Annotated in this window: 12 protein-coding genes; 9 read left to right on the forward strand and 3 right to left on the reverse strand. The window is 67.9% G+C overall.

Features of this window, described 5'->3' with window-relative positions:
* Positions 1-174 precede the first annotated feature (174 nt).
* The 5 genes from V474_RS13570 to V474_RS13590 all read left to right on the forward strand — a co-directional run bounded on the left by V474_RS13570 (position 175) and on the right by V474_RS13590 (position 5,521).
* The gene (locus V474_RS13570; protein WP_236711264.1) at positions 175-1,995 is read left to right on the forward strand and encodes an aminopeptidase P family protein; all 1,821 of its coding nucleotides are present in this window, start codon (positions 175-177) and stop codon (positions 1,993-1,995) included.
* 1 nt (position 1,996) lies between these two features.
* The gene (locus tag V474_RS13575) at positions 1,997-2,398 is read left to right on the forward strand and encodes a cupin domain-containing protein (RefSeq protein ID WP_059151975.1); all 402 of its coding nucleotides are present in this window, start codon (positions 1,997-1,999) and stop codon (positions 2,396-2,398) included.
* A gap of 197 nt (positions 2,399-2,595) precedes the next feature.
* A complete protein-coding gene (locus tag V474_RS13580) occupies positions 2,596-3,300 on the forward strand; it encodes an EF-hand domain-containing protein (RefSeq protein WP_059151976.1) in 705 nt (234 codons plus the stop codon).
* A gap of 29 nt (positions 3,301-3,329) precedes the next feature.
* Positions 3,330-4,085 carry a response regulator gene (locus V474_RS13585; protein WP_059151977.1) on the forward strand — a complete coding sequence of 252 codons (756 nt, stop codon included), beginning with the start codon at positions 3,330-3,332 and terminating at the stop codon, positions 4,083-4,085.
* Positions 4,086-4,090: 5 nt separating this feature from the next.
* Positions 4,091-5,521 carry an ATP-binding protein gene (locus V474_RS13590; RefSeq protein ID WP_407938332.1) on the forward strand — a complete coding sequence of 477 codons (1,431 nt, stop codon included), beginning with the start codon at positions 4,091-4,093 and terminating at the stop codon, positions 5,519-5,521.
* A 169-nt stretch (positions 5,522-5,690) separates the two neighbouring features.
* On the opposite strand, the gene V474_RS13595 is transcribed toward V474_RS13590, so the two are convergent.
* The gene (locus V474_RS13595) at positions 5,691-7,289 is read right to left on the reverse strand and encodes a helicase HerA-like domain-containing protein (RefSeq protein ID WP_059151979.1); all 1,599 of its coding nucleotides are present in this window, start codon (positions 7,287-7,289) and stop codon (positions 5,691-5,693) included.
* 298 nt (positions 7,290-7,587) lie between these two features.
* On the opposite strand from V474_RS13595, the gene pabB reads away from it, so the two are divergent.
* The 4 genes from pabB to arfB all read left to right on the forward strand — a co-directional run bounded on the left by pabB (position 7,588) and on the right by arfB (position 11,954).
* Positions 7,588-9,417, forward strand: coding sequence for an aminodeoxychorismate synthase component I (gene pabB / locus V474_RS13600; RefSeq protein ID WP_059151980.1), 1,830 nt, complete (start codon positions 7,588-7,590; stop codon positions 9,415-9,417).
* On the forward strand, positions 9,417-10,583 hold the full coding sequence (locus V474_RS13605) for a pyridoxal phosphate-dependent aminotransferase (protein ID WP_059151981.1): 1,167 nt from the start codon (positions 9,417-9,419) through the stop codon (positions 10,581-10,583). The genes pabB and V474_RS13605 overlap by 1 nt, the downstream gene beginning before the upstream one ends.
* A gap of 275 nt (positions 10,584-10,858) precedes the next feature.
* Positions 10,859-11,554, forward strand: a complete 696-nt coding sequence (locus tag V474_RS13610) for an RluA family pseudouridine synthase (RefSeq protein ID WP_059151982.1) — start codon at positions 10,859-10,861, stop codon at positions 11,552-11,554.
* Complete coding sequence (gene arfB, locus V474_RS13615) at positions 11,547-11,954, forward strand: alternative ribosome rescue aminoacyl-tRNA hydrolase ArfB (RefSeq protein ID WP_043977130.1); 408 nt, start codon at positions 11,547-11,549, stop codon at positions 11,952-11,954. Before V474_RS13610 ends, arfB begins: the two co-directional genes overlap by 8 nt.
* Positions 11,955-11,965: 11 nt before the next feature.
* Here the strand turns inward: arfB and V474_RS13620 are convergent, their stop codons facing one another.
* Both V474_RS13620 and V474_RS13625 read right to left on the reverse strand, forming a co-directional pair.
* Entirely contained in the window at positions 11,966-12,175 is a 210-nt protein-coding gene (locus V474_RS13620) for a hypothetical protein (protein ID WP_059151983.1), read from the reverse strand.
* A 38-nt stretch (positions 12,176-12,213) separates the two neighbouring features.
* Positions 12,214-12,603: a DUF4112 domain-containing protein gene (locus tag V474_RS13625; protein ID WP_059151984.1), complete on the reverse strand. Its 390-nt coding sequence runs from the start codon at positions 12,601-12,603 to the stop codon at positions 12,214-12,216.

The following is a 12,603-nucleotide window of genomic DNA, read 5'->3' on the forward strand; positions in this document are numbered from 1 at the left end:
GGCTTTTTATGGCGGCCGCTCGGCTGGCCGCCTCCCGGCCAACGGTTCTGAACACTTGCGCCCGGCGCCGCACTTCGGGGGCGAGCGAGGAAACCAACCTCCGCCGCCGCTTCCCCTTCCGCCCTACAAACCCTATGTTCGCCGCATGACACCCGCAAGCCGGATACCTTACCCATGCTGATGAATACCCATGAAGCCCGCCTCGATGCTCTCCGCAAGGAGTTGAAGGCGCGCGGCCTCGACGGCTTCGTGATCCCGATTTCCGACGAACACATGAGCGAATATGTCGGCGGCTATGCCCAGCGCCTCGAATGGCTGACCGGCTTCGGCGGATCGGCGGGTACGGCGGCGGTACTGACGGACCCCGCGCTGACCCCGGCGGCGGCGATGTTCGTCGACGGGCGCTACACCCTGCAGGTGCGCGATCAGGTCGACGGGCGGCTTTACGCCTACGAAAGCGTGCCGCAGACGACCATCGCCGCATGGCTGGCCGTCCACGCCCCGGCAGGCGCGAAGATCGGCTACGATGCATGGCTGCACGGGTCGAAGTGGGCGCAGGCCGCCGAGGCGGCGCTGGCGGCCAAAGGCGGCACCCTCGTCGCGGTGGACGGCAACCCGGTCGACACCGTGTGGCAGGACCGCCCGGCCCCGTCGCCCGCCCCTGCCCTCGTCCATCCCGACCGGTTCACCGGCGAGGTCAGCGAGGCCAAGCGCGCCGCCGTTTCCGAATGGCTGGCAGGGCGAAACCTGGACGCCGCCGTCATCACCGCGCTCGATTCGATCGCCTGGCTGCTCAACATTCGCGGCACCGACGTGGAACGCACGCCGGTCGCCCTGTCCTATGTCATCGCGCGCGCCGATGGCACCGCCGACCTGTTCATCGCGCCCGAGAAGGTGACAGACGACCTGCGCCGCCACCTCGGCAATGCGGTCAGCATCAAGCCGCGTGACGGGTTCGTGGCGGCCTTGCGCGATCTTTCGGGCAAGCGCGTCTCCGTCGACCCTGAACGGGCGGTCAGCGCGATCTTCGAGGAGCTTCGCAAGGCGGGCGCCGCCGTGGTCGAGGACCGCGATCCCACCGTGCTGCCCAAGGCGATCAAGAACCCGGTCGAGCAGGCCGGCCACCGCGCCGCGCAGGCCCGCGACGGCGCCGCAGTATCGCGCTTCCTGCACTGGCTCGCGGTGGAAGCGCCCAAGGGCGAAGTCACCGAGATGTCCGCCGCCGACAAGCTGCAGGCCTGCCGCCAGGAAGCGGGCGACCTGCGCGACCTGTCGTTCGACACGATTTCCGGCGCGGGGCCGAACGGCGCGGTCGTCCATTACCGCGTTTCGGAGGAGACCAACCGCACGCTGGAGGCCAATTCGGTCTACCTCGTCGATTCGGGCGGCCAGTATCCCGACGGCACCACCGACATCACCCGCACCGTCTGGGTCGGCCCCGGTGCTCCGGGTCCCGAAGTGAAGGACCGCTTCACCCGCGTGCTCAAGGGCCATATCGCCCTGGCCTCGGCGGTGTTTCCCAAGGGCACGGCGGGCAGCCAGCTGGACGTTCTGGCGCGGATGCCGCTGTGGCAGGCCGGGCTGGACTATGCCCACGGCACCGGCCACGGCGTGGGCAGCTTCCTCTCGGTCCACGAAGGCCCGCAGCGCATCGCCAAGTCGGCGGGCGGCCAGCCCGGCGGCGACCAGCCGCTGCTGGCCGGCATGTTCCTCTCCAACGAACCCGGCTACTACAAGGCCGGCGAATACGGCATCCGCATCGAGAACCTCGTCCTTGTCGAACCGCGCACGATCGCCGGCGGCGAAGGCGACTTCCTCGGCTTCGAGACGTTGACTCATGTGCCGATCGAGCGGCATCTGGTCGACACCGGCCTGCTGACCGAAACGGAGATCGCATGGTGGAACACCTATCACGCCCGTGTCCTGGAGATCATCGGCCCGCAGCTGGAAGGCGCCGCCAAGGCCTGGCTCGAAGCGCAGTGCGCGGCGCTGTGACATGACCGCCCGGGCGCATGACCTTCGCACCCACCCCGTCCACCTCGGGCTGGGCGCGAAGGCGGCGGCCCAGCCGGCCTTCACCGGTATGGAGTGGTACGCCGCCTATGCGCAGCGTAACGCGGCGGACGGCCGCGAAGGCCGCCTCGTCTCCATGTACGATTTCACCTCGGACTGGGACGTCTGGGAAATGCACCCTCTCGGCGACGAACTGGTGGTGTGCCTGTCGGGCGAACTGACGCTGATTCAGGAAGGGCCGGACGGCGGCCTCCATTCCGAGACGATCACGGCGGGCCAGTACATCATCAACCCGGCGGGCGTCTGGCACACCGCGAATGTGGCGGCGGCGGCCAGCGTATTGTTCGTCACCGCCGGGGAAGGCACCGAAGGGCGCCCGCGCTGAACCGCCGTTCATCGGCTTTGCGGTCAGCTGAACAGCCCAGGGCGAATGTGACAATTGGCGACAATAATCGCCTGACCCGGCATAACTGCGCGACAAAACGCGTCTAGAACAGTTCTTAGAGAGCCGCGGGGCAGTTCTTCCCCCTCCCCTACTCGTCTCGCGGTTCTCATCCATTTTTCTGTTCGGGACACACGCTCATGACAATCTCCATCAAGAAACTGGCGCTGGGGCTTTCGGTCGCAGCTCTCTCCATCGGCGGCGTTGCCTGCGCGCAGGCGCCTGCCGCACCGGCCCGCCCCGGCCACGAACGGCCGAAGATCGACGCCAACGGCGACGGCACCATCACCCGCGCCGAAGCCCAGGCCGCCGCCGCCGCGATGTTCACGAAGGTGGACGTCAACAAGGATGGCAAGATCGACCAGGCCGACCGCGAAATGGCTCGCCAGCAAAAGCGCGAAGGCCATTTCGCCAAGCTCGATGCCAACAGCGACGGCTCCGTCTCGAAGGCCGAATTCATGGCCGACAGGGGCCCCGAAGGTCGCGGCCGTGGCCCCGGCATGGATGGCCCCCCGCCGCCTCCGGGTGAAATGGCCAAGGATGGCCCCGGCAAGGATGGCCCGCGCGGCGATCACGGCAAGCGCGGTCGTCACGGCCACGGCTTTGGCGGCGGCCGGATGGGCGGCGGCATGATGGGCATGGCCCGCGATGCCGACGCCAACAAGGACGGCGCCATCAGCAAGGACGAGTTCATGGCCGCCGCCACGAAGCGCTTCGACGCCGCCGACACCAACCACGACGGCAAGGTGACCAAGGAAGAAAAGCAGGCCGCCCGCGCCGCCATGAAGGCCCAGTGGGATGCAAAGCGGGAAGCAAAGCGGGCTGACAAGACGGCCGGAAACTGACAGGACGGCGCGGTAATCAAGGATTTGCAATGAACGATACCGCGCCCTCCCCCGCACCGGCCAAGCTGCTCCTCGTCGACGACGAAGCGGCGCTGCGCGAACCCCTGGGCGACTATCTGTCGCGGCAGGGGTTTGCCGTCGTCCAGTGCTCTAGCGCGGCCGAGGCCCGCTCGCGCCTGCGCGACGCCCCGCACGAAGGCCCGTTCGACCTCGTCCTGCTCGACATCATGATGCCGGGCGAGGACGGCCTTTCGCTGTGCCGCCATCTTGTCGAGACGCAGGACCTGCCGGTGATCTTCCTCACCGCGCGCGGCGAGGCGACGGACCGCATCGTCGGCCTCGAAATCGGCGCCGACGATTACGTGGTGAAGCCGTTCGAGCCGCGCGAACTGGTCGCCCGCATCCGCAGCGTACTGCGCCGCGCCTCGCGCAGCGCTCCTGCGGCGACCGAAAACGAGGCTTTCGAATTCGAAGGCTGGCGCCTCGATCCGCTCAAGCGCCGCCTGATCGACCAGGAAGGCGCGATCGTCGCGATCTCCTCGGTGGAATTCCGCCTGCTGCTGGCGTTCCTCGAACACCCCCGGCAGGTGCTCAACCGCGACCGCCTGCTCGACATGGTGCAGGGCCGCGAGGCGCACCTGTTCGACCGCGCGGTGGACAACCAGGTCAGCCGCCTGCGCCGCAAGGTGGAAGTCGACAGCCGCAACCCGCAGCTGATCCAGACCGTGTGGGGCGGCGGCTACATGCTGGCCACCGATGTGCGCCGCGTGGTGCTGGACAACTGATGCGGATGCCGCGCCTTTCCTTCCTGCGGCCCAAGAGCCTGATGGGCCAGATGCTGCTGGCGGTCGCCGCCGCGCTGCTGCTGGTGCAGGGCATCGGCGCCATCCTCGTCTACCGCGCCCAGCGCGAAAGCTACGAAGTGGGCATGGTCAATGCCGCTGCCTTCCGCCTCATCGCCGAGACACGCGGCCGGGGCGGCGTCGGCCATATCGGCCGTCACGACCGCTCGCCCTTCGCGGGCCCGCCCCTGCGCGGTTTTCCGCTGCAAACCAGCAATGCATCGCCCGCCAACCCCGGCGAGCCGCGCGACACCCGGGCGGAAGCACGCCTCCAGCGCATTCTGACCGAACAGGAATTCCCTTCGTCCGGCATCGTCGTGGTCCACCGCACGGTCCAGGGCGATCCCGTGGGCCACGACAACACCATGAAGTGGGCCGCGCACAGGGGGAAGGATGAACGGCAGATCGCCGACCGGATGGACGACCACCTGCTCGTCGTCGGCGTAAAGCAGCCTGCCGGCGGCGGCTGGACGATCGTGCGGGTCCGCTCGCCGCGCGACGCGAACATGCTGGTCCAGCCGCTGATCGTCCAGACGCTCATCATCTATCTGGTGCTGGTAGGCGCGGTGGCGCTGATCCTGCGGCGCATCACCCGCCCGCTGGCGGCGCTGACCCGCCGGGTCGAACAGTTCGCCGTCGCCCCCGGCTCGGTCGGCCAGCTCGAACCGAGCGGGCCTGAGGACATGCGCCACCTGATCGTCGCGCACAATGCGATGGAGGCACGCATCGTCGCCATGCTGGATGAAAAGGACGTGATGCTCGGCGCCATCGGCCACGATCTCAAGACCCCGCTGGCGGCGCTGCGCGTGCGCATCGAATCGGTCGAGGACGATAACGAGCGCGGCCGCATGGCCCGCACGATCGAGGATATCGTGCGTACCCTCGACGACATCCTCTCGCTGGCCCGGGTAGGCCGCCCGAGCGACCCGCGCGAACGCACCGAACTGTCCGCCCTCGTCGCCTCGGTGGTCGAGGAATACGAGGACATGGGAGAGCCGGTGGAACTGGGCGATACCCAGCGCATCGTCCTGGAACTGCGCTCCACCTGGATGCGGCGCGCCCTGCGCAACCTGATCGGCAACGCCCTGCGTTACGGCCAGCGCGCCCGCGTGACGCTGGTGCGCGAGGGCGGCAGCGCCGTTATCCTGATCGAAGACGATGGCCCCGGCATCCCGGACGACACCATTGAGGACATGATGAACCCCTTCGTGCGCGGCGATCCTTCGCGCAATTCCACCACCGGCGGCGCGGGCCTCGGCCTTGCCCTGGCCCGCGCGATCGCCGACCAGCACGGCGGCGCGCTGATCCTGGCGAACCGCCTGTCGGCTGCGGGCACGGTAGAGGGCCTTACCGCCAGGCTGGAAATCCCCGTCGGCTAAGGCTGGTGCGCCTTAGAGACCGTTTGGAAATTCGCGGACGCGAATTTCGCGGCACCGGCCCTGTCCCCCACCCGACCGCCCATCGGCAGTATCATGTGGGTGGTCGGGTGGGGGAGAGGGCCGGTGCCGCTTCGAAAATGCCGCTTTCGGCATTTTTGCAAACAGACTCTCAGCGCATCAGCCCGCCGATGAGGTTACGCGCGAAGCGGCCCAGCCCAGGAAAACCGATCGCCCGGCCCAGCGTATCGCCCACGGTGCCCGCAACCGCGCTCGCGGCGGACGCCTTGGGGCTGGCACGGCTGGTCTTGCCCTGCATCGTCTGCGCCAGGATCGACCCGGCGCTGGCCGCAGCCGCCCCTGCCGCCGCCTTTGCCACCTTGCCGCCGATGCCGTCCCACAGGCCGGGGCTCTTGCGTTCCTGCTTGCCGACTTCCTCCTTGCCCTTCACCGCCACTTCCTGCGCGGTGGCGGCAGCGTCGGCGGCCTTGGCGGCCAGCACTTCCTCGGCGCTCTCGCGGTCGATGCGGGTATCGTACTTGCCCTCTGCCGGGCTGATCGACTGGACGATGGCGCGCTCCTTGGCGTCGATGGGTCCCAGCCGCGAGCGCGGCGGCGCCACCAGCGTGCGCTGCACCACGCCCGGCGAACCATCATCGGCAAGGGTGGAAACCAGCGCCTCGCCCACCTTGAGTTCAGTGATCGCGGTCTCGACGTCGAGGTCGGGGTTGATGCGGAACGTGTCCGCCGCCGCCTTTATCGCCTTCTTGTCGCGCGGGGTGAAGGCGCGCAGCGCGTGCTGCACGCGGTTGCCCAGCTGGCCGGCGATGTCCTCGGGGATGTCGATCGGGTTCTGCGTCACGAAATACACGCCCACGCCCTTGGAACGGACCAGACGCACCACCTGCTCCACCTTGTCCGTCAACGCCTTGGGGGCATCGTCGAACAGCAGGTGCGCCTCGTCGAAGAAGAACACCAGCTTGGGCTTGTCGGGATCGCCCACTTCGGGGAGCACCTCGAACAGTTCGGACAGCAGCCACAGCAGGAAAGTGGCGTAGAGCTTGGGGCTGCGCATCAGCTTGTCGGCGGCAAGGACGTTGATGTAGCCGCGCCCCTTCTCGTCGCAGCGGATGAAGTCGGCGATCTCCAGCGCCGGTTCGCCGAAGAACTGCGCCGCGCCCTGGCTGTCGAGCGACAGGAGCTGGCGCTGGATCGTGCCGACGCTGGCCTTGGTGACATTGCCGTACTTGGCCGAAAGCTCGGAGGCATGTTCGGCGGTATAGGCCAGCATCGCCTGGAGATCCTCCAGGTCCAGCAGCAGCAGCCCCTGCTCGTCGGCATAGCGAAAGACGATGTTGAGCACGCCTTCCTGCGTGTCGTTCAGGTCCATCAGCCGGGCCAGCAGCAGCGGCCCCATTTCCGAGATGGTGGTGCGAACCGGATGCCCCTGCTCGCCGTAGATGTCCCAGAACACCGCCGGATTATCGGCGTATCCGTAATCCGCGATGCCGATTTCCTTGGCGCGCGCTTCCAGGATCGCGGCGTTCTTGAACTGCGGGCTGCCTGCCATGCAGATGCCGGAAAGATCGCCCTTCACGTCGGCCATGAACACCGGCACCCCGGCGGCGGAGAACTGTTCGGCGATGGTCTGCAGGGTGACGGTCTTGCCGGTGCCGGTGGCGCCCGCGATCAGCCCGTGACGATTGGCGCGGCTGAGGCGAAGGACCTGCCGTTCGCCGTTACCGCCCAGTCCGAGAAAGATTTCGCTCATCCGGCCGTCTCCAAGTTTCCCACCGGGTGTAGCGCGATCGCGGTTGATGTCCCATGCCAAAAACGGCCCGTCACCCTGAACTTGTTTCAGGGTCCATCGTGCGGCTTTTCGCGGTCAGTCGGCTTTACCGAACTCCCCGCGCGGTTTGCATTCTCACCGTGCGGAATACGCGGCGCGATGGACCCTGAAACAAGTTCAGGGCGACGGGGACAAACGGACATGCCCTGATCCATGCGAACGTAAAGCCCCCCGGCACTTTGCCACCGGCCCGCAGTGCCGCTAAAGGCCGGGACAGCCTATGCCAGAACCCTTCATCCTCATCGATGACGCCCGCTCCGAGGGCGCCGCCGACGCCCGGCTCTACCGCGCGCCGCTGGAAACCGTCGTCGCGGTGCGGGGGGACGAGGTCGCCGCCGCGCTGGAGCGTATCGAAACGCTGGTCCGCGCGGGCCGCCATGTGGCAGGCTACATCGCCTACGAAGCAGGGCTGGCGCTGGAGCCGCGCCTTGCGCACCTGCTCCCCACGCGCACCGGCGCGGGCGGGCCGCTGCTGTGGTTCGGGGCGTTTGACGGCTACGAGACGATCCCCGCCGCAGCAATGCCGCAGTGGCTGGCTGACAACGCCGGTTCCGCCGCCCCGGCGATCGGCCCGCTGGAACCCCAGGTCGAATTCGCCGCTTACCGGCGGGCCTTCGATACCCTCCACGCCGCGATCGAGGCGGGGGACATCTACCAGGCGAACCTTACCTTCCCGCTGGCCGGACCGTGGCGCGGCGATCCGCTGGCGCTTTACGCCGCGATCCGGCCCAATGCGGCGGCGGGCTATGGCGGGGTGATCCACGACGGCGCCCATTGGCACCTCAGCTTCTCGCCCGAGCTGTTCTTTTCCGCGCGCGCCGGCACGATCCGGGTCAAGCCGATGAAGGGCACCCGCCCGCGCGGCCGCACCCCGCAGGAAGACGCGGCCCTGCGCGCCGATCTTGCCGCCAGCCCCAAGGACCGGGCCGAAAACCTGATGATCCTCGACCTGATGCGCAACGACCTGTCGCGCGTGGCGCAGGCGGGCAGCGTTCAGGCCCTCAGCCCTTTCAGCGTCGAAACCTATCCCACCGTCCACCAGATGGTCTCCACCGTCGAGGCGCGGCTTGCCCCTCAAACCGGCGCGGTGGACGTCCTGCGCGCGCTGTTCCCCTGCGGTTCGATCACCGGCGCGCCCAAGATCCGGGCGATGGAACTGATCGCCGAAGTGGAAGGCTTCCCGCGCGGTGTCTATTGCGGTTCCATCGGCTACATCGAACCCTCTGGCGATGCGGCGTTCAATGTGGCAATCCGCACCTTGCGCCTCTCGTCCGACAGGAATGGCGGCGCAGGCGGCGGTAGAGCGGTCCTCGGGGTAGGATCGGCGATCGTCGCGGATTCTGAGGCGCTTCCCGAGTGGCGGGAGTGCCTGGTCAAAGGGGGTTTCGTGCGAGAGTCGGCAGTTCGAGCGTCTGGAGGGGCCATCTCGCCCGCCAGCTTCGACCTCATCGAGACGATGTGCTTCACGCCCGAGGCTGGCATCGCCCTTCTCGAACTTCACCTTGAAAGGATCAGCGCGAGCGCGGTCACGCTGGGCTTCGGGTTCGACCGCCACGGCGTGCGCAATGCGATCCAGGCCCTGTGCTTCGACGCTGAAAAGCCTTCCAAGCTGCGTCTGGTGGTGGGCCGTACCGGCGCGTTTTCGCTGGAACTGGCGCAGGTGCCGCCGGCTTTGTCCGAACCAGCCAGCGCCGCCGTACTGCGCCTGCCGGTGGACAGCGGTGACTGGCGACTGGCCCACAAGACCAGCGACCGCGGTTTTTACGACAAGGGCCTCACCCTTGCCAAAGCCGCCGGCGCCGACGAGGCGATCCTGCTGCGCGACGACGGGCTGGTCACCGAAGGGTGCTTCACCAACATCTTCGTGGAGCGCGATGGCACTCTGCTGACCCCGCCCGCAAGCCTCGGCCTTTTGCCCGGCGTACTGCGCCGCTCGCTGCTGGATTCCGGCCGGGCAAGCGAGGCGGAGCTGACGCTGGACGATCTGGCAGGGGGCTTCCTGATCGGCAACGCCCTGCGCGGCTTGATGCCCGCCCGGCTGCTCGCCTGATGCATATCTCCGCCGCCCTCTCCCGCATTGCCCCGTCGCAGACGACCGCGATGACCGACCGCGCCACCCAGCTGCGCGAGGCAGGCCGCGACATCATCTCGCTTTCGGTGGGCGAGCCGGATTTCGCCACCCCGCCCCATGTGCTGGACGCCGCCAAGGCCGCGCTCGACGGGGGTGACACCAAATACACACCCGTCGGCGGCACCTCGCGCCTCAAGCAGGCCGCCGCGCTGCACTTCGCCCGCGACCTCGGGATCGAGGTTCCCACCTCGCAGGTAACCGTCAGCGCGGGCGGCAAGCAGGCGATCTTCCACGCCATGCTCGCCACCGTAAGTGAAGGCGACGAAGCCATCGTCCCCGCGCCGTGGTGGGTCAGCTATCCGGAAATCATCCGCTTCGCCGGCGGCAAGGTCGTGCCGCTGCACACCCACGCCAAGGACAACTTCCGCTTCACCGCCGCCGACCTCGAAGCCCAGATCGGCCCGCGCACGCAGTGGCTGCTGCTCAACAGCCCCGGCAATCCGACCGGCGCCTGCTACCCGGCCGAGATGCTGCTGGGCATCGGCGAAGTGCTGCGCCATCACCCGCGCATCCTGATCCTGTCGGACGATATCTACGCGCCGATCAACTACACCGGCGCGCGCCACGCCACGCTGGCGAACCTGTGCCCCGACCTTGCCGACCGCATCCTGACGATCTCCGGCGTTTCCAAAAGCCACGCGATGACCGGCTTTCGTATCGGCGTGGCCGCCGGGCCGGAATGGCTCATCAAGGCGATGGAGCGGCTGCAGTCGCATTCCTCGGGCAATCCCTGTTCGATCAGCCAAGCCGCAGCCGTCGCCGCGTTCGAGGGACCGCAGGAATTCCTGGCCGAGTGGTGCGAGCGCTTCCGCGCCCGGCGCGATCTGGTGGTCGGCGCGATCAACGCGATTCCCGGCCTCTCGACCCCGACGCCCGACGGTGCGTTCTACTGCATGGTCGATGCCGCCCCGCTTATGGAGCGTTTCGGCGACGACGCGAAACTGGCGCTGCACCTGCTCGACCACGGCGTCGCCATCGTTCCGGCTTCCGCCTTCGGCCACCGCGACGGCTTCCGCATCAGCTTCGCTGCCGACGAGGCCAAGCTGGTCGAAGCCTGCAGGCGCATCGCGCAGGCCGTGGCTTAAAGCTGAGGTGGCAGGCCCGGCACCCCTCTCCTTGCCCCCCAACACCCCGTCACCCTGAACTCGTTTCAGGGTCCATCGTGCCGATCAAATGGGGGAGTGAACCGTGAGATGGACCCTGAAACAAGTTCAGGGTGACGACTGCGGGTGACGATTGCGGACGGTAATTGTCGATGTCGGTCCGCTCTTCGATCCGCCCCCAATTTGAACGGGGGCAGACTTTCGGAAAGGTCGCGCCTAAAGAAGCGCCATCAACGCATTTGGAAAAAAGACGTACAATGGAACTGGACATCCTCTTCGAGGACGGCGAGGCGCTCGTCATCGACAAGCCCGGCGGCCTGCCGCTCGACCAGCCGCGCGCAGGCGGGCCCTGCCTCGAAGACCGGCTGGACGAGCTGAAGCTGGGCTTCCAGCGCCAGCCCTTCCCCGTCCACCGGCTGGACCGCGACACTTCTGGCTGCCTGCTGCTGGCCCGCAATCCCAAGGCGCTCAAGCGCTACTCCGCCGCCTTCGAGGAACGCACGGTGGAAAAGCGCTACCTCGGCGTGGTCGCGGGCGAAGTCGCGGATGAGGAGGGCACGATCGACCTCGCACTGTCCAAGATCAGTTCCATCACCGATGGCTGGCGCATGATCCCGGCGCGCAAGGGCAAGCCCTCGGTCACGCACTGGCGCAAGCTGGAAGTGCAAGGTGGCCTGACGCTGGTGGAGTTCCGCCCGGAAACCGGCCGTACCCACCAGATCCGCGTCCACGCGGCATCGGGCCTGGGCTTCGCGCTGCTGGGCGATCCGATCTACGGCGACGGCGCCGACACCCCGCACGGCGCGCGCCGCACGATGCTCCACGCCGCCGGTCTCACCGTCCCGCGCACGGGCGACAAGGCGCCGATCGTGGCGGTCGCTCCGATGCCCGCGGATTTCGTCGCACTGGGCTTCACGCCCGAAGCGGCGCCGGACCACGAGCCGGATGAATGAGGTCATAGACCGCGCGCAGGCGCTCGCGACCGAGAGCTTCATCGCCTCGACCGGGCCGGGCGGGCAGAACGTCAACAAAGTGGCGACCGCCTGCCAGCTCAGGCTGGACTGCTATGCCCTGCGCCTCAGCCCCGAGGTGTTCGCGCGGCTCAAGGAACTGGCCGGCAGCCGCATGACCCTGCGCGGCGAACTGGTGTTTACCGCACGCCGCTTCCGCACCCAGGAAGCCAACCGCGCCGATGCCCGCGAACGCATGGTGGAGCTTCTGACAGAAGCGCACAAATTCCCGGAAAAGCGCGCCAAAAGCCGCCTCAACCGGATCGGCAAGGAACAGCGGATCAAGGGCAAGAAGCTGCGCGGCTCGGTCAAGGCCGGGCGCGGCAAGGTCAGCTTCGACTGATCTTGAGGGCTTCAGGGCGCCTTCGCGTCTTTCGGAGCCGAGGGCTGGAGCGCTGCGGCCGGGGGCCTGCGCTCATCCAGCATGGCAGCGGCTTCGTCGAGCGCGCGTGCCTCGCCCATGGTGACGCCGCCCGGGCCCGGCGCGGTATCGGGCTTGGAACAGCCGCCCAGCGCCAGCATGGCCGGAATCAGGCTGAGGAAGATCAGGCGGGCCTTTTTCATCCCCCATCCATAGCCCGGAGCGCGCCCGCGCGAAAGCGTCAGGCGTCGATCACCCGGGTATGCGGGTGATGCTTGTCGAGATGCTTGCGGATGATCTTGAGATTGCGGCTGTTCGACCGGAACAGGAAGTCGAACAGGTCGCCCGCCACGGGGATCGCGCCCAGCACAGTGTCGAACCCGACATTGGCGGTCATGCGCGCCAGCTGCCACTTCGACATGCCCAGATTGCGCGCCTCCCACACCAGGTAAAGGCCCATTGCTCCCGAGATCAGGTCACCGGCGATCGGCACCAGCCCGACAACGGCATCCAGGCCGAGCTTGCGGTTGATGCCCGGCACCGTAAAGGCACGCTCCAGCACATGTTCCAGCGCCTCCACCCGGCGGCGGATGGCCACGGGGTCAGTGCCGAGCGGAAAGTCCAATTCCAT

The sequence above is a fragment of the Novosphingobium barchaimii LL02 genome (genome assembly GCF_001046635.1).
GTDB lineage: Bacteria > Pseudomonadota > Alphaproteobacteria > Sphingomonadales > Sphingomonadaceae > Novosphingobium > Novosphingobium barchaimii.